This is a genomic window from Vibrio cyclitrophicus (assembly GCA_023206055.1).
In the GTDB taxonomy this organism is placed as follows: Bacteria; Pseudomonadota; Gammaproteobacteria; order Enterobacterales; family Vibrionaceae; genus Vibrio; species Vibrio cyclitrophicus_A.
Genome location: CP065366.1, coordinates 159,673 through 184,092, shown reverse-complemented (window position 1 = coordinate 184,092; position 24,420 = coordinate 159,673). Strand labels below are relative to the sequence as shown.

Genomic DNA, 24,420 nt, shown 5'->3' with positions numbered 1-24,420 from the left:
GCCAACCCTTTGGTGATCATATGGTTTGCTTGATACTTACTTGCCTTGCAGGTGCTCAGCAGCTTGTGCGTTATCTTCAGCAAGCCACTCTGCGACATCTTTAGCGAAGTACGTCAGGATGCCATCAGCACCAGCACGCTTAAAGCACAACAGTGATTCCATTACGGTTTCACGCTCTTTCAGCCAACCATTTTGGATCGCAGCTTTATGCATCGCATATTCACCAGACACTTGATAAGCAAAAGTCGGCGCTTGCAGCTCATGCTTAACACGGCGCACGATGTCTAGGTAAGGCATGCCTGGCTTAACCATCACCATATCCGCACCTTCATTAAGATCCATCGCCACTTCGTGAATCGCTTCATCGCTGTTTGCTGGATCCATCTGGTAGTTCTTCTTGTTACCCCCTTTCAGGTTCGAAGCACTGCCGACCGCATCGCGGAATGGACCGTAGTAGCACGATGCGTATTTCGCAGAGTAAGCCATGATTTGGGTATGAATATGGCCCGCTTCTTCTAGAGCTTCACGGATCTTACCAATGCGACCATCCATCATATCTGACGGTGCAACCACATCCGCACCCGCTTCAGCGTGTGATAATGCTTGCTTGATCAAGACTTCAGTCGTCTCGTCATTCATCACGTAACCATCTTCATCAATGATGCCGTCTTGGCCGTGAGTGGTGAACGGGTCTAGTGCTACGTCAGTAATCACACCCATATTTGGCACATGCTCTTTTAGTAAACGTACAGCGCGCTGCACCAAACCTTCTGAGTTATGAGCTTCAGCTGCGCATAAACTTTTAGCATCTTGGTTCACGACTGGAAATAGAGCAATCGCAGGGACACCCAGTTTTGACAGGTAATCCGCTTCCTCAAGCATAAGGTCGATAGACAGACGCTCAACACCTGGCATTGACTCTACAGGCTCACGACGCTCTTTACCCATCAAGATAAACATTGGGTAGATTAGGTCATCTACAGACAATTGATTTTCTGCCATTAAGCGACGGCTAAAGTCATGTTTACGCATACGACGCATACGACGACCTGGGAATTGACCTTGAATTGAAACAGACACTAGATTCTCCTTGCCTAGTCTAAACACCAAAATGCTTAGATATGAAAAGTGCTAAATACTGGCAAAAGCATATCACTGATGGCTCAGGACGCTAGCAGTAAAGCGAAAACCCATTCAAAAAAAGGGATAAATGGCAAAAAATGACCTTCTCCTCACACTGCCGTATACTCATGACAACTCAGTACAGACCGCTTTCAGGACAAAAATAATGATCGACACCCATGCCCATATTTACGCGAGCGAATTCGACGAAGACCGCGAACAGGTGGTGCAGCGCGCACTTGCCCAAGGTATTGATACGATTCTATTGCCGAACATCGATTTAGAATCTATCGAGCCAATGTTAGCGACAGAAGCGCAGTTTCCTGATGTGTGTCGTTCAATGATGGGCTTACACCCTTGTTATGTGGATGCAAATATTGAGCAGACCCTGAAAACCATTCGAGCTTGGTTTGATAAGCATGATTTTATCGCCGTGGGTGAGATCGGTATCGACCTGTACTGGGATAAAACCTTTAAGGCCGAACAAGAGATGGCGTTTGTGACTCAACTTCAGTGGGCAAAAGATCTAGACCTACCTGTCGTGATCCACACCCGTGATTCCATTGAAGAGACACTTGCACTGCTTCGCCAAGAACAAGATGGCAGCTTACGTGGCGTGTTCCACTGTTTTGGCAGCAGCTTAGAGGAAGCTCAAGCGATTAACGAGCTAGGCTTTCATTTAGGTTTAGGTGGCGTGTCGACCTTTAAGAATTCAGGTATGGATAAGGTGATCCCACATCTGGATATGAATTACGTCATCCTAGAAACAGATTGCCCATATTTAGCACCAACACCGAATCGCGGTAAACGCAACGAACCAGCCTACACAGAGTTAGTAGCAAAACGCATCGCTGAATTACGCGGAATTACCCTTGAAGAAGTCGAAAACATAACCACCACCAATGCTAAATCATTGTTTAATCTATGATAAAACTATTAATAAGTAAATATTACGGATTTACCCTGAATTCATTTGAGAAAGCAATGTGATATGTATACTATCAACCACCTGCATATGGAGGTAGTTGATTATGTGTGACCATTCACAACACTTACAACGTCAACATCGAACTCTATGGCATAAAATTTGGGGCATCAAAGAGCTCTATATATGTCATAACTGTGGCTATCAGTTAAAGATTCGATAAACAGACATAATAAAAAAGCGGCCCTAGGCCGCTTTTTTATTATGTGATTTTTACTGAAGCATTCCGAATCAAGATTCAGCTTCTTCCTCTTCATCCGCACCTGGCTTACGCGTATAAAAACGAGCGAAGAACAGACCAATCTCAAACAGAATACACATTGGAATCGCCAACAGTGTTTGCGAAATCATATCTGGTGGTGTCAGCATCATACCTATGATGAAAGCACCTACGACGATGTAAGGACGCTTTTCAGACAGAGATTGAGGCGTCGTTGCACCCGTCCAACATAGCAAGATAATCGCGACTGGCACTTCAAAAGCAATACCAAAGGCAAAGAACAACGCGAGTACAAAATCAAGATAACTCGATATGTCGGTTGCGAACTCTACTCCCCCTAATGATATGGCGGTAAAAAAGCCAAATACCAACGGGAATACAATGAAGTAAGCGAACGCCACACCACAGTAAAACAGCAATGAGCTTGAAGCCAATAACGGCATGATCAAGCGCTTCTCATGCTTGTATAAGCCCGGAGCAACAAAAGCCCACACCTGATACAAAATAAACGGAACCGCGAGGAATATAGACGCGATCAAGGTTAATTTCAGTGGTGTGAAAAATGGCGACGCAACATCGGTTGCGATCATCGTCGCGCCTTCAGGTAAGCGATCTACCAAAGGTGCAGAGACGAACTCATAAATATCATTAGCGAAATAAATTAGCCCAACAAACACCACCAGAACCGCAATAATCGCACGTAGTAAGCGATTACGAAGTTCTAGAAGATGGCTAATTAAAGGCTGTGTCTGCTCAGTCGAAGACATGTCAAACCTCTTAAACAGGAAGATCGAAAAGGAGCCGCACACCTATTTATCCAGTTGAATTGGTATCCACTTGAATAGATATCGACTTGAATAGCTATCGATTTAAACATCTAGCGACTCAAGTATCCGGCGACTCCTCCTTGCGAGACTATTCGGCTTTCTTATCTGACGGTGCTGAAGCTTCGCTGTTGACCTGAATGGTTTCAGATTCCACAGTTTCCGTGACACTAGGTTTAGTCTCACTTGGCTTATCAGACTCAGGCTTAGCATACGGACGTTGAACCTCAGCAGCGGCCTGCTTGAGTTCATCGACTGACGCTTTAAGGTCTGGAGATAAATCTTCCATACCCATTTTTTCCGCCTTGCGTAGGTTTTCTTGCAGCTCTTGCACCTTAAGCTCATGAGAAAGTTCATCTTTCACACTATTTGCCATGCTTTTCGCTTGTCCAACAAACTTGGAAACACTACGAATCGCCACCGGCAAACGCTCAGGTCCTAAAACCACTAACCCAACGACAGATATTAATACCAGTTCCCAAAAACCGATATCAAACACGATTTACGCCTGCTCTTTGTCTTTCTTTGTTTCAGCAGTTGTTTCAGCGCTCGCTTCTTTCTTCTGCTGTTCAATATTCTTTGGTTCAAAGTCTGCATCTTTCTTATCTGCAGGCTTGTCTTCATCGCTCATTGCCTTTTTGAAGCCTTTAACCGCTGAACCTAAGTCACCGCCCATGCCGCGCAGCTTCTTCGTTCCGAATAGCAAAATTACAATTACAGCAATGATTAGAAGTTGCCAAATACTGATACCACCCATTGTCATTGTCCTCGGGTCTGTCTACACATAAAAAATATTAAGGAAGTCTACTGTCTAACGACGGTAAGCTCGCCAACTTAGCAGCCAAAATGTGACACCTGCGATGCCACAGCCCATAGATAGCTGCTCATAAGGGCTTGAAACTAATATTGCGGAGCATACGACTAAAGTGGCCCCAACGCCAAACAAAAACTTTCCAGTTGCTTGCTGACGCTTACTCTCTCTATAACCTTGATAAAGCTGATCCATTCTATGGTTCATCGCTTTACCTTGGCGCAAGCTGTCATAAAGTAGCTCTGGCAGTTCTGGCAGTTTTTCTGCCCAGAATGGCGCACGCTCTTTTACTGCGTTAATCACAGCTTGTGGCCCCACCTGATTCATCATCCAGGTTTCAAGGAAAGGCTTCGCCGTTGCCCACAAATCAAGTTGCGGATACAACTGGCGGCCTAGGCCTTCCACATACAACAAGGTCTTCTGCAGAAGTACCAACTGAGGTTGAACCTCCATATTGAAACGTCTTGCTGTATTAAATAAGTTTAGCAACACATGGCCAAATGAGATCTCGCCAAGTGGTTTTGCAAAAATCGGCTCACACACCATGCGAATCGCGAACTCAAAATCATTGACGTTGGTGTCGTGTGGAACCCAACCTGAATCTACGTGAAGCTCGGCAACTTTACGATAATCTCGATTGAAGAAAGCCAGTAGGTTCTCTGCTAAATAGCGCTTATCTTCGCTGTTGAGCGTGCCGACAATGCCACAATCCAAACCAATCCACTGAGGGTTATCTGGATTCTCTGGGTTGACGAATACGTTGCCCGGGTGCATGTCTGCATGGAAAAAACTGTCGCGGAACACTTGAGTAAAGAATACCGTCACACCACGTTCAGCCAGCAATTTCATGTTAGTGCCGTTGGCGTTCAGAGTTTCAATATCGGATACTTGAATACCATAGATTCTCTCTGACACCATCAGGGTTTCACTGCTTAAATCAGGGATAACCTCTGGGACATACAGCTCTTCACTGCCTTCAAAATTACGTCGTAGTTGAATCGCATTCGCCGCCTCGCGGCGCAGGTCGAGTTCATCAAGTAACGTTTTCTCGTACTCGTGAACCACCTCAACAGGTTTCAAACGACGTGCTTCAGGAAGCGACTTAGCGACTATACGCGCCATTCGGTGCATCAGTTTTAGATCTGCGTCAATCACCGGGCGAATATCAGGCCGAATGACCTTCAGAACAATCTCGCGACCGCTCTCTTTGAGCTTTGCAGTATGCACCTGAGCGATAGAAGCAGAAGCCAGTGGCTCGATATCAAAGTCAATAAACCAGTTATCTAAGCTGCCACCCAGCGCCTTTTCCATATCTTGCTTGGCCAATGCGCCATCAAATGGAGCGACTTGGTCTTGCAATAAAGCCAATTGATCAGCGATATGAGGAGGGAACAGATCACGACGTGTCGACATCATTTGACCAAACTTGATCCACACTGGCCCAAGTTCTTGCAGCGCGAGACGTAAGCGATGACCCAACTCTTTATCTTGGTGCTTGTTTTTAAGCCAAAACAGTGACTTTCTCGCCAGCAAAGGGGCTTTAGTCAACTGGTGCTCAGGCATCAATTCATCAAGGCCGTATTCCAACTGTACCTTGATAATATGATAAAGACGTTTCAGTTCTGTTGGGGTCATGCTTTCTCCAACAGAGCGTTCAATTTGGCTTCAAGGCGTGCAGCTGAGCTTTTCACGTCATCAACCTGATCGCAAAAATGTGCCACTTCTAAGGGCGCTGGTGCAATCTTCCACTCTTCAGTTAATACCTGAGCGAGATGGTTTTGATGCTTAGTCGCTTGCTTAGCCACAAGGCCGCCGACATTCTTAACGCCTTGTACCAAGGTATGAGCAACCACATCACCCGTCACACGCGATAGCCACTCTTCCAAGTCAGGCTTGCAGTCTGTCATTAGCTGAGCAAATTTCTGAGCCAATTGAATATCACCCTCTAAGATCAGCTTGTCTTGCTTGATCAGTTTGGTGATGTTCGATTGCTCACGCAGTTCTGGCAGTACCGACAGATTCAAAGATAGGTAGCAATCAGGCTGCCCTTCATATTCAGACAACACATCGATCTGTTGGCTAAAAACGAAAGTGAGAGTTTTATTCAGCTCTTTCAAATTAACTTGAATGATCTGCCCCTTTAAACGAGACAAACGACGAACCAAAGCTGGATCATCGTTCACGAAAGTATTTAAAGAGGTTTCAATAACCGCGGTGACCAATGGATCAAATGGCATGACTGTCCTTACCTTTGAAAACGGATAAGCCTTAACCTATCCGTTCTGTCTTTATTCTTATTTTTTAGCATACTCAACGAGCCTGCTACCAAGTTCGACTAGAACTTGTAACCGCGGTGCAGCGCAACAATGCCGCCCGTTAGGTTGAAGTATTTTGTATTTTCAAAACCCGCTTCTTGCATCATGCCTTCCAAGGTTTCTTGGTTCGGGTGCATGCGGATTGATTCTGCAAGGTAACGATAGCTGTCTGCATCGTTGGCAATCAGCTCACCCATTTTTGGCAATAGGTGGAAAGAGTAGGCATCGTAAACCTTTGATAGTGGCTCAAGTACTGGCTTAGAAAACTCAAGAACCAACAGACGACCACCCGGCTTAAGCACGCGGTACATTGAACGCAGCGCTTGGTCTTTGTCGGTAACATTACGCAGACAGAAGCTGATGGTAATGCAATCGAAGTAGTTGTCTGGGAAAGGCAGCTCTTCAGCATTAGCTTGCACGTAATGTACATTGCCAACAATACCGCTATCACGCAGTTTATCGCGGCCAACATTCAGCATTGAGTTGTTGATATCAGCAAGAACCACGTGGCCTTTTTCGCCAACGATGCGTGAGAATTTCGCAGTCAGGTCACCAGTACCACCACCAAGGTCTAGGATACGTTGACCCGGACGAACACCACTGCAATCAATCGTGAATCGCTTCCACAAGCGGTGAACACCACCCGACATTAAGTCATTCATGATGTCGTATTTAGCGGCTACAGAGTGAAATACCTCTGCTACTTTCGCGACTTTTTCGTCTTTTGCGACTGTTTCGAAACCAAAGTGTGTGGTTTCTGACTCTACTGCTGAATTTGTCTGCACGCTTGTGTCCATAATGCTGTTATCTACCATGGTAAGTTTTCATCGACAACGCTCTTTGTATTTAGAGGCGCTGCGGCCGATTAGTTTACTTTATCCTCAGCGGGTTGTCTTTCTACTAAGGAGGCATTTTCTGAAAAAGCCTCATTTTGCGCCATTTCAGCCAAACCAATCGAGATCGGTTTCTTCACTTCAACACCTAGTTGTTTGAAGCTTTCCGCCTGACGAATCACGTTACCACGACCTGTCACCAGCTTATTCATCGCACCTTGGTAGCTTTGGTTCGCTCTATCAAGTGAGCTGCCAAGGCCTTCCATATCATCAACAAACAGGCGTAGCTTGTCGTAAAGCTTGCTCGCACGTTCCGCGATGACTTGCGCGTTCTGGTTTTGTCTGTCATTACGCCACAGGTTATCAATGGTACGCAGCGCCACCAACAGAGTGGTCGGGCTGACCAAGATAATGTTTTGCTCCATCGCATCTTTAACTAAGCTAGGGTCGGCTTGAATCGCGACTTGAAACGCAGGTTCTACCGGAATAAACATCAACACATAGTCAAGGCTCTGTATGCCTTTGAGCTGATGATAATCCTTCTGGCTCAAGCCTTTGATATGCGCTCTTAATGACACCAAGTGATCACGTAATGCAGCATCACGTTGTTGATCAGTTTCAGCATTGAAGTAACGCTCAAACGCCACCAACGCCATTTTTGAATCCACCACCACTTGCTTATCCTGTGGCAAATGCACGATCACATCCGGCTGATAACGCTTACCCGCATCGTTTTGTAGGTTCACTTGAGTTTGGTATTCATGGCCTTCTCGTAGCCCTGATTCTGCTAACACACGCGCCAACACCACTTCGCCCCAGTTACCCTGCTGCTTATTATCACCCTTGAGCGCTTGAGTCAGATTCACCGCTTCACGTGTCATGCTCTCATTGAGACGTTGTAGGTTCTTCAGTTCGTGTACCAAGGTGTGACGTTCTTTGGCCTCTTGGCTGAAGCTGTCATTCACTTGTTTCTTGAAGCCTTCCAACTGCTCTCTCAATGGAGACAACAAACCTTCTAGGCTCTGTTTATTCTGCTGATCGACCTTAGCGGTTTTGTTCTCAAACAGTTGATTCGCTAACAATTCAAACTGTTGCTTAAGTCGAGATTCGGCTTGCTCCAACAATTGCAGTTTCTCACTGTTGGCGAGATTTTCTTGGTCGTGCCTAGCTTCTTGCTCACGCAGCTCAGCCTCCAACTCAGACTTATGCTCCTTAAGAACATTGATATCATCGGCATACTGCTGACGCTCTTGCTTCACGGCTTCAAAGTAGCGCAGCTTCTCCATCGCAGCCATCACCTTGCCATGGGCCTGCTTAAGTTCAAATGCCGCTTTGTCTCGATCATCATCCAACTCATTGAGCTCTTGTTGCGCCTCTATGAGTGAGGATTTGAGCTGAGATTGTTGTGACTCATGCAGCAAACGGTCGGACTCTAGTTGCTGTTCAAGAAGTCGCTGCTGAAAAGAGAACTTCTGTTTGATCCACCAGCCCACCACACCGCCGCTGACGAGCGCGCCGGAAATAGCAGCAATAAGCGTTGACTGATGTTCGATAATCCATTGCATGATAATGATTTAGCCTAATTGGAGATAACTCATTAAATGGTATTTTGATACTGGATAAATGTCCAGTTTGCCGTATTAAAATTCGACAGATAGACTAGGCGCTCCGTATTCTGTCCCATCAAATTAGAATGAGTTGCTATGAACGAACGTCGTGCCTTGGGCTTTGGCCTTGCTGCGGTATTGCTGTGGTCAACAGTCGCTACTGCTTTTAAGCTGACCCTTGCTGAGTTTTCACCGATTCAAATGCTGACCATCGCCAGCATTGTGTCGTCGATTGCGCTGATCGCGGTTTGCGCGTTTCAAGGCAAGCTCTCTCAACTGAGTACCACGTTCCTTTCAAACCCTTGGTATTACTTACTGCTTGGTTTGGTGAATCCTCTAGCGTATTACCTGATTCTATTCAAAGCCTACGACCTGTTGCCCGCTTCTCAAGCACAAGCCATCAACTACAGTTGGGCGATCACGCTGACCCTAATGGCGGCGGTGTTTCTAGGGCAGAAGATTCGTAAACAAGATTGGGTGGCGTGTACCTTCAGCTATGCAGGTGTGGTAGTGATTGCCACCAAAGGTGATGTGTTAGGCATGCAGTTCGATAGCCCACTCGGTGTGGCTTTGGCTCTGCTTTCAACGCTGCTGTGGGCGGGCTACTGGATTCTCAATACCAAAAATAAAGCTGACCCTGTGGTGGGTGTATTGCTTGGTTTCTTAGTGGCATTGCCATTCGCGATTGGTTTAACCCTTTACGAAGGCGAGAGTTTTAGCCAAATCACAGCGAAAGGTTGGATGGCGGTGACTTATGTAGGCTTGTTCGAGATGGGTATTACCTTTGTCTTGTGGCTATCAGCACTCAAGCTAACCAACAATACGGCGCGTATCAGCAACCTAATTTTTGCCTCGCCATTTATCTCACTGATGCTTCTTTCCACCATCATTGGCGAAGAGATTCACCCGGCAACACTGTTTGGTTTGATGCTGATTATTGCTGGCTTGGTGATTCAACAGATCAAGTTTTCAAAAAACAAAGCTGCATAAATAAGAGCTAAAAGGTTCGATTGAGCACGAAAACCTTCAATTTGGTTACTTTTAACTCTAAGCTAGATACAAAAATGGCGAGTCGGATGACTCGCCATTTTTATGTCATTTAAAATCTAATGGGTAAGCTAAAAACTTAAACCCACTGACCTGCTGCAAACCCAGAACTCCAACACCATTGGAAGTTATAGCCACCCAACCAACCCGTTACGTCCATTACTTCACCGATGAAGTACAGGCCAGACACGCTCTTACATTCCATGGTTTTTGAAGATAGGTGGTTAGTATCGACGCCGCCTAAAGTCACTTCAGCCGTTCGGTAGCCTTCGGTGCCGTTTGGCGCGATTTTCCAATTTTCTAGGTGCTCTACGATGTCGTTCAGCTGTTTTTCATTGAACTGCTTGAGCGGCTTGTCTTCCAGCTCTTTACGGTCAATCAACACCTCAACGAAACGCTTTGGTAATGCTTTTGCCAAGGTGTTTTTCAGGCTCTGATTTGGGTGTTTCTCGCGAGAGTTAGCCAACAGTTCAGCCACATCCACTTCAGGTACTAGATTAATCGAAACCGATTGACCCGCTTTCCAGAACGAAGAAATTTGCAGTACTGATGGACCCGATAGGCCGCGGTGAGTAAACAGCAACGCTTCTTTGAACAAGGTTCCGTCTTGCGCGGTGATCTCGGCAGGAATTGCGATACCAGAAAGCTCTGCGAAAGCTTCTTTATCTTCTTTATGCAGAGTGAATGGCACTAAGCCTGCGGTAGTTGGCATCACAGACAAACCAAATAGCTCGGCAATCTTGTAGCCAAATGGGGTTGCGCCCAGCTTAGGCATCGATAAACCGCCTGTCGCGACAACTAGCGAGTCACACTCAACTTCGTCGGTGTTAAGGTGCATCTTGAAACCAGAATCAGTCTTTTCGATTGAGTGAACATCACAGCGATAGCGCTGCTCTACTTTCGCTTGCTTACACTCTTCAAGTAGCATGCTCACAATGTCTTTTGCGGTGTGGTCATTCACACAGAACAACTGGCCGTGATCACGCTCTTCGAACTCAATGCCGTACTTGCTCACCATCGAGATAAAATCCCAGTTGGTGTATTGAGATAAAGCTGACTTCACGAAGTGAGGGTTACTACACAGGAAGTTGTTGGCTGAAACATCATAGTTAGTGAAGTTACAACGACCGCCACCTGAGATTAAAATTTTTCTGCCTGGTTTCTTTGCATGATCAACCACCAGCACTCGTCGGCCGCGTTTACCAGCTTCCGCAGCACACATTAAGCCCGCGGCGCCTGCACCAATTACGATTACATCAAATTTTTCACTCATGTGGTTCTGCTTTTCTTCACTTTTGCAGCCCGAGTACGCCCTGTTCTCGAAATGCCATCAATAAAAAAGGATGTGCATAAACAGCACATCCTTACTAATTGCTCGCTATTTTAGCGGCAATTTTAAACTTTGCAATTGATGTTCAATTGTACAATTTGCAGACAGCAGCAAAACCACTACTTGGCTTAGCGAACCAACAACCGAAGCTTCACACCAAAACCTAAGCTAGACTTCACACGTACTAAAACACTTAGACGATGAAAGAAGACAGCAAGGTTACACCTAGCAGAGCGGAAGAGAGGATGAATAACTGTCTTACGCGATCACACTTAGAAGTAAAAACTTCGTCATGATGGTGGTGATACTCTTTGCTTTTGATGTAACTGAACAGGCGAACCTGTTTGGTCATATTGCCATGGGTTGTGAAAAAACCGCCTCCGTCTACTTGTTGATAAAGTAGAGGATGCGCTTCTCGCATAATATAAATAAGCGTTCTTAGCGCAGTAAAATAACGCGCCCAGTTCACGCAAGTCACAACCATTAGTGCAAATAGAATAGTGTCGCCGCTGATCATCCTTTCCTCCCTACATCTTCATAAGAAAACTCAAAAGAAAAAGATAATCAGTGTCTTTCTCGTACTACCTAAACGGCAGGAGCTTCCATAATTGAAGATGAACCATCTTTTGCCAATTGCGCTAGGTCTTTATCAATAAAGAACAGTGCTTTACCGTCTTCACCAACAAGTTCTAGCTTATCCAATACACCTTTAAACAACTTCTCTTCTTCGTGTTGCTCTGCAACGTACCATTGCAGGAAGTTAAAGGTTGAGTAATCTTGTGATGTGAAAGCAACGTGAGCCAGTTTGTTGATTTTTTCAGTGATCATTTGCTCATGTTCGTATGTTTCACGGAACACGGCACCAAGGCTGTCGAATTCATGTTTTGGCGCTTCAATCGCACCTAGAATTGGCATTGCACCTGTTTCACTAACGTAAGTGAAAAGACGCTGCATGTGTTCCATTTCTTCTACTGCATGAACACGCAGAAACTCTGCTGCACCTTCAAATCCTTTGTCTTCACACCAAGCACTCATTTGTAAGTATAGGTTGGATGAGAAAAATTCTAGATTAATTTGATCGTTGAGTTGATCAACCATTGTTTTAGACAGCATTTAAGTCTCCTGATTACACCTTAGTTTTCTCTACTATATCACTATTTAATTAATATCTCGCTGACCATTACTTAACCAACAATTTACAGAACCAGTACGCAAGACGATGGATATGAGATCACTTCAGCAAAAAAAGCCATCGCATAGTGCTAATCTTTAATTAGACAATGAATAGGGAGGTAGCAATATGAGTTACAAACATATTTTGGTTGCGGTCGATTTATCTGATGACAGTAAATTGATTGTCGATAAAGCGGTAGCACTGGCTAAGCCATTAGAGGCAAAAGTCTCTTTTATCCATATTGATATTAACTATGCCGAGCTGTATACCGGCCTTATCGACATCAACATGGCAGAAACTCAGCATAACGCGATGGAAGCATCTCGTGTTCAGCTACAAAATTTTGCTGAACATGCTCAGTACCCTATCACCCACACCTTAGTAGGCAGTGGCGACCTGAGTCATGAGCTGTGTGACACCATCAACGAGTTCAATGTTGATCTCGTGGTTTGCGGTCACCATCAAGACTTTTGGAGCAAGCTGCTTTCGTCAACACGACAACTGATCAACGCTTCTCCGGTTGATATGCTGGTCGTGCCTCTAAGAGATTCAGAAGACTAATGATTTAAGGTTAGGTAACATACAGGTCATATCTTATTAACGAAGTTTCTCTATGAGCTATTTAGCTGGTGTTACCCTCCTATGGGCCTTCTCCTTTAGCCTGATCGGCGTTTACCTTGCCGGTCAGGTTGATTCTTGGTTCTCTGTTCTGATGCGTGTTGCCCTTGCTGGTATCGTGTTTCTTCCCTTCCTTAAGTTTCGCGGTGTCTCGCGTAAGTTGATCGGAAAATTGATGGCAATTGGTGGTATTCAGCTTGGGCTGATGTACTGCTTCTACTATCAATCTTTTTTGCTACTCTCCGTACCTGAAGTCCTTCTGTTTACTGTCTTTACCCCAATTTATGTCACGCTTATTTATGACTTTCTCAAAGGGCAATTCTCACCTTGGTATCTAGTGACAGCCGCTATTGCAGTATTAGGCGCGGTGTTCATTAAGTTTGCCGGTATCAACGACAACTTTTTAGTCGGCTTCCTCGTCGTGCAAGGCGCGAACCTGTGCTTTGCTATCGGTCAGGTGGGCTACAAAGTGGTGATGGAGAAGGAGTCGACCGAGTTACCTCAGCGAACCGTATTTGGTTACTTCTACTTAGGAGCATTGTGTGTTGCTTCGGTTGCTTTCATGCTATTGGGTAACCCAGAGAAACTGCCAACCACCACGCTTCAATGGGGAATCCTGATCTACCTTGGCTTAATTGCCTCGGGGCTGGGTTACTTTATGTGGAATAAAGGCGCGTGCATGGTGAATGCTGGCGCACTGGCGGTAATGAACAATGCATTGGTTCCTGCGGGACTTGTGGTGAACATCCTGATTTGGAACAGAGACGTCGATTTAGTTCGCTTGTCTATTGGTGGCGCCGTTATCTTGTTCTCTCTATTCGTCAATGAGACGTGGGCGAAGAAGCGCGTAGCAAGATCCGCAAGCAACGCTTAGCTGATTTGAACGAGTTGCATGAGCTAGCTAGGATAACCCAAAAAAGCAAAAGAGCGACCGTAGGTCGCTCTTTTTAAATCATCGCTGTAGCAATAAACCATTCGAATCAACGTCAGTGGATGTGATTATGGCTCACTACCTGAGTCTTGGTTTCAGTGAAGGATACGTCATCAAGTTGTAGGTTGATGCGTTCAAGGTCACTTTCCAGTTTCTGGCTTTTCTTAAACAGCTTTTGCTGCTTCTTAATCATCTTCGCGAGCTTTTTGTTGTACTTCTCTTGTTTCTTAGCCGCTTTTTTCGCTTGTTTGAGTTCCGCTTTCTCATCACCACTCGCCTTCGCCATCAACTTTTTCAGCTTGGCTTTCTTCAACGCGACTTTATCCGCTGTTGCTACAACCGCAGGGTCAAAGATTTGTACCGTCGACTCAGCGCTGTCCATGACCTCGATAAGAGAAACTTCTGGAGTTGGCAATGTTTCGGCAAGTAGACCACACGCGACTTTTTCTTCAACGGGTTTATTCTGACAATCAATCGGTGGGATGGCTGTTGGTTTGCATAGGTTCGCTTGATCCGACGATGAACGCGCACAAGAACGACACACGAACTTAGGTTCAGTGACCAAGCTGTGGATTTCGCCCAAGTGTTCAGTGATATCTCGACGGTTTAACTTACAAAAGCGTTTAGCCATGCTACAACTCCAGCTAAGAATAATAATGATTCTTAGTTAGATATACATCCGTAACGCGACTATCGCAAGTGTTAAATGGCAATTTATCGTATTTATGACGGGAAATTTTCTTAGTGTGTAGCTAAGTTATTGATGCTTTCACTAAGTCATTGATGCTTTCACATAGACGTCAAAACGGTTCTTTTTGGTTTCGATCGCCATGCTCGGTTTTTGCTCATCTAACCACGCTGCGTAATCCGGTCTTTTAACCACAACTCGCTTCGATGCCAACTTCATCGCAGGCTCAAACAAGCCATCAGCATCCAGATCGGCGCCAACCAAAGATTGGAATACGCGCATCTCTTTTTTGACCAAAGCCGATTTCTTTTTGTTCTCTGGGTGTGGGTACATTGGGTCAAGGTACACCACGTCAGGTTGTTCGAAGTCAGGATCGTTGCTGAGCTTATCTAACGCATCGTGACTGGATGCGTGAATCAGCTTCATACGTTCACTTACCCAACCACCGATGTCTGGATCTTGTTGCGCTCGCTGCAAGCCATCATCAAGCAGTGCAGCCACAACTGGGTGACGCTCGACCATTTGCACCTTACAGCCCAAAGAAGCCAACACAAACGCATCGCGCCCTAAGCCTGCAGTGCCATCTAAGATAGTTGGTGTTGCGCCTTTGTTTAGACCTGCTGCCTTAGCAATTGCCTGACCTTTACCACCACCAAACTTACGTCTGTGACCGACAGCGCCTCCCACTAAGTCAACAAAGATAGCGCCAAGCTTAGGCTCATCGACTTTACGTAACTCAAGTCGCTCACTGGTCAGTACCAAAGCAAAATCGCTGCTTTCATCATGAGATAAGTTCCAGCGGGTCGCTAAGTCATTCAAATGATCGATTTGGGTAGCATCTTCGCAAATCAGTTGTAGTTGCAAGGTCGTCTCCAACAGACAGTAGTATTCAAAACAAAAGAGGCAACCAGTTTACCTGATTGCCTCAACAATACATATTAGCGGTGAAAAGTATTCCCGGCTAAAGTCGGCTTATCTAAACCAATGGCTCTGTCTCTCGTTCTTGTCTTAACTCTTCAACGAGCTCCGCGAGTGGCTTAGGTCGGCCTATGATGTAGCCCTGCGCGTAGTTCACACCCAGTTCGATCAGCTTATCGATGATCTGGGTATTTTCAACGAACTCAGCCACGGTGTGCTTGCCCATCTGCTTGGCGAGATCATTGATCGAGCGAACCATCACATGGTCCATCTCATTCACATCAATATCGCGCACAAACAAACCATCGATCTTCACAATATCGACCGGTAATTTTTTCAGATAACCAAATGACGATAACCCTGAGCCAAAATCATCCAATGCAATCATGCAGCCAAGCTCTTTGATTCGTGTGAAGAACTTGATCGCCTGCTTCATGTTACTCATGGCGGCCGTTTCGGTGATCTCTAAACAAATCTTATGACACGGTATCGATGAATCGCTCAAGCTATCTATTAAGAACTCGACAAACTCACGGTTACCCATCGAGTGACCAGAAAGGTTGATTGAACACATCCCCAGCTCCTCAATAACCTCAGGGCGTTGCTCCAACCAACTCAAGGTTTGACTGACAACTCGGCGATCAATCAAATGCGCGATGTTATAACGCTCTGAGGCTGGCATGAAGATCCCCGGAGAGATGTATTCCCCTTGGATGTTCTTGATGCGAACCAATATCTCAAAGTGCATTTTATCGCTGTCTTCATCTAGGCCAAGAATGCGCTGAGCAAACAGCTCTAAGCGATCATTAGCCAAGGCCTCATGCACTAGGTTGACACACTCCATCTCAAGATGACGACGACGCAGGTCTTCATCGTCTTGGTGGTAAAGGTGATAGCGATTGCGACCTTCTTCTTTAGCGGCATGACAAGCCGCATCCGCCTGAGCATGCACCATCTGCGGTGAAGCCGCAGTATGGTCAATCAATCGAATACCGATAGAGCAAGTCAGGTTAAGTCGAATATCATCCCACAAGAATGGATTCTCGCTCATCATCGAGATAATACTGCGACACACATTAACCGCGTCTCGCTCAGTACAGTCTTTCATTAATACAGCAAACTCATCACCACCCATTCGCGCTAACACCGCATTGTAAGGCAGCACGTCTTCTAGCAACTTAGCGCTAAACAAGATCGCAGCATCACCCGCTTCATGTCCTGCGGTATCGTTCAACACCTTCAGTTGGTCTAGATCTAAGAACAACATTGCGTGGGTACGCATGTGGCTCTCAACCTCTTTGAGTGCTTTTTGCAGCTCTTGCTCAAAATGGTTACGGTTGAACGTATCGGTTAGCAGGTCATAGCGAGCTTGATACTCTAACTTTTCAGAGAGCTCGTGCGTCTCGGTGATGTCTTCACCCACAATCAACAGCTGATCAGACTCAACCAAAGGGCGAATATTTTCACGAATCCAGATCTTGCTGCCGTCGGCATGGCGATATTCGATATCACGACGCCACACACCACGAATTTTATGCTGAGGTTGCAGCAAGATATGGCGAGGAATCATCGCGTTCTCATCAACATAGAATTCTCTAGGGCGATGGCCCAACAACTGCTCGAGTGGGTAACCCAAAAGCTCTTCGGCAAACTGGTTCACTTGTTGAATGCGATTATTGCCATCGAGCGTAATCATCATCACCGGCTGTTTGTCGTAATACAGCTTCAAGTTTGCTTCACGCTGGAATAGTTTATTCTCAGCAAGCTTACGTGAGGTCACGTCGCGCGCCTCAAAGAGAAACTGGGTATCTTCTTCTTCACTGCCCGGCATCGGCTTCAATGAAATATCCAACACCATCGCACCACGATCTCGACACCACACCTCGGCTTCAAATCGTAAGGATGGGTGCTCACTTTTTGCGATGAAATATTCGGCTAGCACTTCTCGCGCAGAACTTTCCCAATGTTGGTGTTGTTGCAGAGGCGTTCCCAGCTTATAGCCTTGGTTATAAAGCAGCTCATGTAACTTACTGTTACTCGACAGCAGCACACCACTCTTATCAATGATTCCCATGAACTGCAGGCTTTGGTCGAATATCGACTCAAGCAGCAACTGACTTTGTCGGCTGGCACGTTCACTTTTTTTAAGGCGATTGAGGTAATACACCAAGGTCGCGATGACACACGACATCACCAAAAACAGTAAACCTATGGTGCGAATTTCATCGCGGTAGCGCACTAAAAATGACTTCGGTTTGTTAAGGAAGGTCACCGAGGCTTCATTCTCTGCACCCAAATCCCAACGTGAGATCTGTTGGTAATCGAGTTTGATTTCTGGCGCGCCAGCAACCACCAATGGCAATGGCGCATTAGGATTGTTCAGCACACTCAATAGCACGCGCCCTGTATCTCGACCTTGCTTTTCACCACTTTGAATTACACCACCAATCGCACCAAAACCTAGCCCTAGGTCGTGCACCATGTACAATGGCATTTGGGTTTTGATGTTCAGTTGTCGCCAATCTTCATCGCTACTCACCCTGCCTTGCGCATCGCGGTAATACGCCCAAAACAGCAAGCTCTTACCTAAGTCAGCACGTTGAGAAAAGGCTATTAACTCTTGGTAGGAATCCGGCACATAGTGCTCAACGAGGTCAGAAAAATCGGGATGGGTTTTGATGAACAGATCGATTTGAGAACGAATCGCCTCCCCCGTGACCGAGTGATCGGTAACAATGTAGATCTTCTTTACGGTCGCTTGAAGACGCTTAACCAGTTCTATATTGCCCACTAAGTCGATATCTTCAGTGATGCCCGTTGCGTTCAAACCTTCGATCATTTCAGGGGAGAAATTGTTGATGCCACCAAAGATGACAGGTGTGCCTTTGAGGTCGGGTGCAAGACGCTTCATTAGGTTGAGCGCGTTGTTGTCACTAACGACAATCGCTGCAAATTCTTCATGCTGTAGCTTGGTGTGATAAAGCTGATACACACGCTCTAGGTATTCAGGGTTTTGAGAGCGTTTGCTATCAAGATAAACGACACGATAAGACATATCATCGCGATCGAGCTCATCAGATAATCCTTTATGGAAATCATCTGTCCAGAAAAAGCCTTGATGATAAGAGTGAATAACCAACACATCTTTTGCCTGAGCTGAAGCAAAAACACTCCAACACATCACAATAAAAAATAACGAAAATCGCACTGAATTCACCCTAACCCTATAGTTACTGCTAATATTATCACCCTTGGCTATGATGTGTACTCAAGCCAGTATGTTTTTCATTCAACCTAAGGATTATGCATGTCCACAACCGCAGCTCGTTTAGATGATCTAGACCGTGCCATTCTCAAAACCTTGATGGAAGATGCACGTACTCCTTATGCTGAAATGGCAAAGCAGTTCGATGTCAGCCCTGCGACGATTCACGTTCGCATCGAAAAGATGAGATCGGCAGACATTATTGAGCGAACGGAAGTTGTGGTAAACACCAAAAAGCTAGGTTACGACGTGTGTTGCTTTATTGGCATCAACCTTAATGCTGCCAAAGATTACCACTCGGCGATCGCTAAGCTGAATGCCTTAGATGAAGTGGTTGAGGCGTATTACACCACTGGTGCTTACAATATTTTCGTGAAGTTGATGTGTAAATCGATAGAAGAGCTGCAGTTTGTATTGATCGATAAGCTGCAAGCGATCGATGAAGTTCAGTCGACAGAGACACTGATTTCATTGCAGAACCCTATCAACCGCAATGTGAATCCATAACATTGATTCGCCTTGATTGGCATCAAACACAGACAAAAAAGAGCCTCTAAATAGAGGCTCTTTTCGCAATTAACTCTTAATAAACTAGATAGTTACCGTGATTATGCGTTGATTCCCGCATGACGCAGCATTGCATCAATTTGTGGCTCACGACCACGGAAGCGTTTGAACAGCTCCATTGGCTCTTCACTGCCACCCATTTCAAGGATGTTGTTCAGGAAGCGATTACCAGTTTCTGTGTTGAAGATACCCTCTTCTTCAAATGCTGAGAACGCATCTGCCGATAGCACTTCTGCCCAAAGGTAGCTGTAGTAACCCGCACTGTAGCCACCAGCAAAGATGTGACCAAAGCTGTGTGAGAAACGGTTCCAATCTAGGCTTGGCAGAACCGACACCTTAGACTTAACATCCGCCAACGTTTCGAGTACACGGGCACCCACTTCAGGGTCGTACTCTGTGTGTAGCGTGAAATCGAACAAGCCAAGTTCTAGCTGACGCAGGATAAACATCGCTGACTGGAAGTTCTTCGCCGCTAGCATCTTCTCTAGCATCTCTTTTGGCAATGCTTCACCCGTTTCAAAGTGACCCGAGATAAACGACAACGCTTCTTCTTCCCAACACCAGTTTTCTAGGAACTGACTTGGTAACTCAACGGCATCCCAAGGTACACCATTGATACCCGCAACTGCGCCCGCTTCTACTTGCGTTAGCATGTGGTGGATACCGTGGCCAAACTCGTGGAACAACGTAACCACTTCGTCGTGAGTAAACAGTGCTGGTTTATCACCAACAGGCTTGTTGAAGTTACACGTTAGGTAAGCAACAGGCGTCTGTAGCTCGCCAGATTGAGTAATGCGACGACCACGACAGTCATCCATCCAAGCGCCGCCACGTTTGTGTTCACGTGCGTATAGGTCTAGGTAGAAACTACCACGCAGTGCACCTGTCGCATCAAAGATGTCGAAGAAGCGAACTGACTCATGCCATGTGTCGACACCTTCACGCTCTGTTACCGACATACCAAACACACGGTTAAGCACCTCAAACAGGCCTGAAACTACGTTTGATTCAGGGAAGTAAGGACGAAGCTCTTCATCAGAGATCTCGAACAGGTTCTGTTTTTGTTTCTCGCTGTAGTAAGCGATGTCCCACAGGTTTAGCTCAGAGACACCAAACTCTTTCTCAGCAAACTGGCGTAGCTCTTCTACTTCGCGCTCACCTTGTGGTTTAGCTTTTACTGCTAGGTCGTTAAGGAAACCCAGTACTTGGTCTGGCGTTTCAGCCATTTTAGTCGACAGTGATTTTTCGCTGTAAGTGCTGAAACCCAGCATTCGAGCGATCTCGTGACGCAGCTTAAGTTGCTCCGTGATGATCTCAGTGTTGTCCCACTTACCTGCATTTGGACCACGATCTGAAGCGCGCGTTACATAGGCTTCGTACAGCTCTTTACGTAGCGCTTGGTTATCACAGTAGGTCATCACCGGTAGGTATGATGGGATATCCAGAGTCAGTAGGTAACCTTCTTGCTCTTTAGATTCAGCTGCGGCTTGTGCTGCCGCCAGTGCTGATTCAGGCATACCCGCCAGTTCAGCTACGTCTGTGATCTGCTTGCTCCAACCCATAGTTGCATCAAGCACGTTATTTGAGAATTGAGAACCTAGCTCAGACTGGCGCTTACTGATCTCGCCGTAGCGGTGCTGTTCGTCAGCTGGCAAGCCAATGCCCGACAGTTCGAAGTCACGCAGTGCATCGGTAATGGTTTTTTGTTGAGCTCGGTTTAATGCCGAGAATGCTTCGCTCGCCTTGATCGCTTTGTACGCTTCAAACAAGCCTTTGTGTTGACCAACCCAAGTGCCGTACTCAGATAGTACTGGTAGGCAGCTCTCATACGCTTCACGCAGTTCGTCGCTGTTCACAACAGAGTTCATGTGGCTTACTGGTGACCAAATACGGCCTAAACGATCATCCACTTCTTCAATCGGAGCAACTAGGTTGTCCCAGCTTGGTGAAGTATTACCTTCAAGTACTTGTTCTATCTTGTTGCGACACGCTTCAATCACTTGCTCAATCGCTGGCTTAACGTGCTCAGGTTTGATTTGTGAAAACGGAGGTAAGTCCGTGAAGGTTAATAGCGGATTAGACATATAAACATTCCTTTGGCTTTAGAGACTTTCGTCTTTTTTGTAATGAGGTCGTCTTACAGTCATCAGGCTCAGGTTCGCCCTAAAAAAATCACCTGCGAATAATTATTAAATAGTGCCCAATAAGGCAAATTTCAATAGGAGAACCAATAACTAACCACATATTGCGAACGACTGTTCCTGAATTGTTCGAGAATTTATGGTCCATTGAGGGTTATAATGGTCTGATTACCCCCACCTACACTAACCACACTCTAAATCGAGAGTGTTACGAGAGTTTAATTTGTTAAGTTATCGCCACAGCTTCCACGCAGGTAACCACGCCGACGTAGTAAAGCATATCGTACAGAGCCTTATTCTTAATTCTTTGAAACAGAAGGATAAGCCTTTTGTTTATCATGACACTCACTCTGGTGTAGGTCGTTACGACTTAACGCATGAATGGTCTGAAAAAACCGGTGAATACAAGCAAGGTATTGCACGCGTATGGGAACAAAAAGGCCTTCCTGAAGACATTCAAAGCTACCTTGAGTCTATCTCAACACTAAATAACGGTGACAAGCTGCGCTACTACCCGGGTTCACCACGTGTTGCACGTGCTCACCTGCGCGACCAAGACCGCATGGTACTGACCGAACTTCACCCAGCCGATCACCCGCTGCTTGAGCAAGAGTTCCACCGCGATCGTCAGGTATCTATCTACAAAGAAGATGGTTTCCAACGCTTAAAAGGCAGCCTGCCACCGAAAGAGCGTCGTGGTTTGGTACTTATCGACCCGCCTTATGAGCTAGCAAGAGAGTACCGCGATGTGGTGACTGCGATTGCTCAAAGCCATAAGCGCTGGGCAACCGGTATCTACGCAATTTGGTACCCGGTAGTAAACCGTTGTGACATCGAAGATATGATCGAAGGTCTTGAAGGCTTAGGCATCAACAAGATTCTACAAATCGAACTTGGCGTATCACCAGACACCAACGAGCGCGGCATGACAGCCTCAGGCATGATTGTTATCAACCCGCCTTGGAAGCTAGAAAGCCAAATGAACGAGATTCTTCCATTCTTGAAGGAAGCAATTGCACCGGCAACCGGTCACTTCAAAGTAGAGTGGATCGTACCCGAGTAATCTCGAATCCACATCATAGACTGAAGAATCTTCAACAGACTGTGATGGGGACGAATAAATTTTAAACAGGGAGATTGAGTTCAACCGATCTGCCCTCAATATAATAATTAGACAATTTAAGAATCTATAGGACGTAGGTATCCAGTGCTCTCACTGTGACTACAACCTTCAATAAATGGAGAAAGTAATGGCGACTCATTTTGATTACATCTGTATCGGTGGCGGTTCAGGCGGCATCGCATCAGCAAACCGCGCTGCTATGCATGGTGCAAAAGTTGCACTTATCGAAGCTCAAGACCTTGGTGGTACTTGTGTAAACGTTGGTTGTGTTCCTAAAAAGGTAATGTGGCACGGTGCTCAAGTCGCTGAAGCTATCAACCTTTACTCTGAAGACTACGGCTTTGATGTTGACGTAAAAGGCTTCAACTGGGGCAAACTGGTTGAAAATCGCCAAGCGTACATTGGTCGTATCCACCAATCTTACGACCGCGTACTGGGTAACAACAAAGTAAACGTAATCAAAGGCTTTGCTAAGTTCGTTGATGAGAAGACTGTTGAAGTTAACGGTGAACACTACACAGCAGATCACATCCTGATCGCGGTAGGTGGTCGTCCAACGATTCCAAACATCCCAGGTGCAGAATACGGCATCGATTCAAATGGCTTCTTCGACCTGATGGAGCAACCAAAACGCGTTGCTGTTATCGGTGCTGGTTACATCGCAGTTGAGATCGCAGGTGTACTAAGCGCGCTTGGCACAGAAACACACTTGTTCTGCCGTAAAGAATCTCCACTACGTAGCTTCGACCCAATGATCATCGAAACGCTAGTAGAAGTAATGGAAGCAGAAGGTCCAACACTTCACACGCACTCAGTGCCTAAAGAAGTTGTGAAAGAAGCGGATGGCACACTGACTCTGCACCTAGAGAACGGCAACACTCAAAACGTTGACCACCTAATCTGGGCTATCGGCCGCCACCCAGCAACTGACGCTATCAACCTAGCATCAACTGGCGTTGAGACTAACGACCGTGGCTACATCAAGGTAGACGAGTTCCAAGCGACTAACGTTCCTGGCATCTACTGTGTTGGTGACATCATGGAAGGCGGTATCGAGCTAACTCCTGTAGCGGTTAAAGCAGGTCGTCAACTTTCTGAGCGTCTATTCAACGGTCAAACTAACGCTAAGATGGACTACAAGCTAGTTCCTACTGTTGTATTCAGCCACCCACCTATCGGCACGATCGGTCTAACAACTCAAGAAGCTGAAGAGCAGTACGGCAAAGACAACATCAAGGTTTACACATCAGGCTTCACTGCGATGTACACAGCAGTAACCAAGCACCGTCAACCTTGTAAGATGAAGCTAGTATGTGCTGGCGAAGAAGAGACCGTAGTCGGCCTACACGGCATCGGCTTCACTGTTGACGAGATGATTCAAGGCTTCGGCGTTGCAATGAAGATGGGCGCAACCAAAGCAGACTTCGACTCTGTTGTGGCGATTCACCCAACGGGCAGCGAAGAGTTCGTAACGATGAGATAATCAACGCTATTTGTTGATATCTCTTAAAAAGCAGGCCTTGTGCCTGCTTTTTTTATATCCGCTCTGAACCTTAGCTATCGATTCGACGTAACACAAATATCCACCTATCTAGAACAACAAAGGAGTTTGTGATGAATCTACTAATTGAATCATTCGAAGGCGGGATCTACTTGGCTTACCAAATCATTGGCGAGCAAAAGCAGTTAATTAAAGACGACCACCAGCACCCAATGAAGTTTTTAAGTGTTAACCAAGCACGCGACCACTTTAGTGACCAAGGCGTAGCCTCGGCAACTCTCATTCATAACAGTGCCTACGACGAGATGTGTGGTGAGCATTGTGGTAGTACCCAACCGTTCGAGATTGATTTGAAGTGGAGTTAAATCAACTTCAAATCAATTGCGATAGAAATTGAAAG

General features: G+C 46.0%; 23 protein-coding genes. 8 read left to right on the top strand and 15 right to left on the bottom strand.

The genetic code is table 11. The features are described from left to right. Positions 1 to 36: 36 nt before the first annotated feature. A complete protein-coding gene (gene hemB, locus ITG09_00870; protein ID UPR52256.1) occupies positions 37 to 1,080 on the bottom strand; it encodes a porphobilinogen synthase in 1,044 nt (347 codons plus the stop codon). A gap of 208 nt (positions 1,081 to 1,288) precedes the next feature. On the opposite strand from hemB, the gene ITG09_00865 reads away from it, so the two are divergent. After that, positions 1,289 to 2,050, top strand: coding sequence for a TatD family hydrolase (locus tag ITG09_00865; protein UPR52255.1), 762 nt, complete (start codon positions 1,289 to 1,291; stop codon positions 2,048 to 2,050). Positions 2,051 to 2,338: 288 nt separating this feature from the next. On the opposite strand, the gene tatC is transcribed toward ITG09_00865, so the two are convergent. The 7 genes from tatC to rmuC form a co-directional block, all read right to left on the bottom strand. Beyond that, positions 2,339 to 3,094 (bottom strand): twin-arginine translocase subunit TatC, encoded by a 756-nt coding sequence (gene tatC, locus ITG09_00860; GenBank protein ID UPR52254.1) that lies wholly within the window; start codon positions 3,092 to 3,094, stop codon positions 2,339 to 2,341. Positions 3,095 to 3,242: 148 nt separating this feature from the next. Continuing rightward, on the bottom strand, positions 3,243 to 3,650 hold the full coding sequence (gene tatB / locus ITG09_00855; protein UPR52253.1) for a Sec-independent protein translocase subunit TatB: 408 nt from the start codon (positions 3,648 to 3,650) through the stop codon (positions 3,243 to 3,245). A 3-nt stretch (positions 3,651 to 3,653) separates the two neighbouring features. Next, complete coding sequence (tatA, locus tag ITG09_00850; protein ID UPR52252.1) at positions 3,654 to 3,908, bottom strand: Sec-independent protein translocase subunit TatA; 255 nt, start codon at positions 3,906 to 3,908, stop codon at positions 3,654 to 3,656. A 54-nt stretch (positions 3,909 to 3,962) separates the two neighbouring features. Next, the gene (gene ubiB / locus ITG09_00845) at positions 3,963 to 5,597 is read right to left on the bottom strand and encodes a ubiquinone biosynthesis regulatory protein kinase UbiB (GenBank protein UPR52251.1); all 1,635 of its coding nucleotides are present in this window, start codon (positions 5,595 to 5,597) and stop codon (positions 3,963 to 3,965) included. Then, a complete protein-coding gene (locus tag ITG09_00840; GenBank protein ID UPR52250.1) occupies positions 5,594 to 6,199 on the bottom strand; it encodes an SCP2 domain-containing protein in 606 nt (201 codons plus the stop codon). The genes ubiB and ITG09_00840 overlap by 4 nt, the downstream gene beginning before the upstream one ends. A 98-nt stretch (positions 6,200 to 6,297) precedes the next feature. Then, positions 6,298 to 7,077, bottom strand: a complete 780-nt coding sequence (gene ubiE / locus ITG09_00835) for a bifunctional demethylmenaquinone methyltransferase/2-methoxy-6-polyprenyl-1,4-benzoquinol methylase UbiE (protein ID UPR53562.1) — start codon at positions 7,075 to 7,077, stop codon at positions 6,298 to 6,300. Positions 7,078 to 7,142: 65 nt separating this feature from the next. Further along, positions 7,143 to 8,675, bottom strand: a complete 1,533-nt coding sequence (rmuC, locus tag ITG09_00830) for a DNA recombination protein RmuC (GenBank protein ID UPR52249.1) — start codon at positions 8,673 to 8,675, stop codon at positions 7,143 to 7,145. Between the two features lie 138 nt (positions 8,676 to 8,813). Here rmuC and ITG09_00825 point away from each other — a divergent pair, with 138 nt between their 5' ends. Then, a complete protein-coding gene (locus ITG09_00825) occupies positions 8,814 to 9,707 on the top strand; it encodes a DMT family transporter (GenBank protein ID UPR52248.1) in 894 nt (297 codons plus the stop codon). A gap of 136 nt (positions 9,708 to 9,843) precedes the next feature. On the opposite strand, the gene ITG09_00820 is transcribed toward ITG09_00825, so the two are convergent. From ITG09_00820 to ftnA, 3 genes are all read right to left on the bottom strand, one after another. Further along, entirely contained in the window at positions 9,844 to 11,037 is a 1,194-nt protein-coding gene (locus ITG09_00820; protein UPR52247.1) for an NAD(P)/FAD-dependent oxidoreductase, read from the bottom strand. Positions 11,038 to 11,287: 250 nt separating this feature from the next. Continuing rightward, positions 11,288 to 11,611 carry a universal stress protein UspB gene (gene uspB, locus ITG09_00815; GenBank protein ID UPR52246.1) on the bottom strand — a complete coding sequence of 108 codons (324 nt, stop codon included), beginning with the start codon at positions 11,609 to 11,611 and terminating at the stop codon, positions 11,288 to 11,290. 68 nt (positions 11,612 to 11,679) lie between these two features. After that, positions 11,680 to 12,207, bottom strand: a complete 528-nt coding sequence (ftnA, locus tag ITG09_00810) for a non-heme ferritin (protein ID UPR52245.1) — start codon at positions 12,205 to 12,207, stop codon at positions 11,680 to 11,682. Positions 12,208 to 12,394: 187 nt separating this feature from the next. Here ftnA and uspA point away from each other — a divergent pair, with 187 nt between their 5' ends. Both uspA and ITG09_00800 read left to right on the top strand, forming a co-directional pair. Then, complete coding sequence (gene uspA, locus ITG09_00805) at positions 12,395 to 12,829, top strand: universal stress protein UspA (protein UPR52244.1); 435 nt, start codon at positions 12,395 to 12,397, stop codon at positions 12,827 to 12,829. Between the two features lie 52 nt (positions 12,830 to 12,881). Continuing rightward, on the top strand, positions 12,882 to 13,760 hold the full coding sequence (locus ITG09_00800; GenBank protein ID UPR52243.1) for a DMT family transporter: 879 nt from the start codon (positions 12,882 to 12,884) through the stop codon (positions 13,758 to 13,760). Between the two features lie 112 nt (positions 13,761 to 13,872). On the opposite strand, the gene ITG09_00795 is transcribed toward ITG09_00800, so the two are convergent. The 3 genes from ITG09_00795 to ITG09_00785 form a co-directional block, all read right to left on the bottom strand. Next, on the bottom strand, positions 13,873 to 14,448 hold the full coding sequence (locus ITG09_00795) for a hypothetical protein (protein ID UPR52242.1): 576 nt from the start codon (positions 14,446 to 14,448) through the stop codon (positions 13,873 to 13,875). Positions 14,449 to 14,589: 141 nt separating this feature from the next. Next, entirely contained in the window at positions 14,590 to 15,369 is a 780-nt protein-coding gene (locus tag ITG09_00790) for a class I SAM-dependent methyltransferase (protein UPR52241.1), read from the bottom strand. Positions 15,370 to 15,481: 112 nt separating this feature from the next. Next, positions 15,482 to 18,604, bottom strand: a complete 3,123-nt coding sequence (locus tag ITG09_00785) for an EAL domain-containing protein (GenBank protein ID UPR53561.1) — start codon at positions 18,602 to 18,604, stop codon at positions 15,482 to 15,484. A 126-nt stretch (positions 18,605 to 18,730) separates the two neighbouring features. Between ITG09_00785 and asnC the strand changes: the two genes are divergently transcribed. Next, the gene (gene asnC / locus ITG09_00780; GenBank protein UPR52240.1) at positions 18,731 to 19,195 is read left to right on the top strand and encodes a transcriptional regulator AsnC; all 465 of its coding nucleotides are present in this window, start codon (positions 18,731 to 18,733) and stop codon (positions 19,193 to 19,195) included. A gap of 101 nt (positions 19,196 to 19,296) precedes the next feature. Here the strand turns inward: asnC and prlC are convergent, their stop codons facing one another. Beyond that, entirely contained in the window at positions 19,297 to 21,339 is a 2,043-nt protein-coding gene (gene prlC / locus ITG09_00775) for an oligopeptidase A (GenBank protein ID UPR52239.1), read from the bottom strand. 280 nt (positions 21,340 to 21,619) lie between these two features. Between prlC and ITG09_00770 the strand changes: the two genes are divergently transcribed. The 3 genes from ITG09_00770 to ITG09_00760 all read left to right on the top strand — a co-directional run bounded on the left by ITG09_00770 (position 21,620) and on the right by ITG09_00760 (position 24,385). Further along, positions 21,620 to 22,459: a 23S rRNA (adenine(2030)-N(6))-methyltransferase RlmJ gene (locus ITG09_00770; protein UPR52238.1), complete on the top strand. Its 840-nt coding sequence runs from the start codon at positions 21,620 to 21,622 to the stop codon at positions 22,457 to 22,459. Positions 22,460 to 22,646: 187 nt separating this feature from the next. Next, positions 22,647 to 24,002 (top strand): glutathione-disulfide reductase, encoded by a 1,356-nt coding sequence (gene gorA / locus ITG09_00765; protein UPR52237.1) that lies wholly within the window; start codon positions 22,647 to 22,649, stop codon positions 24,000 to 24,002. A gap of 131 nt (positions 24,003 to 24,133) precedes the next feature. Further along, positions 24,134 to 24,385: a Na(+)-translocating NADH-quinone reductase subunit B gene (locus ITG09_00760; GenBank protein ID UPR52236.1), complete on the top strand. Its 252-nt coding sequence runs from the start codon at positions 24,134 to 24,136 to the stop codon at positions 24,383 to 24,385. Positions 24,386 to 24,420 lie beyond the last annotated feature (35 nt).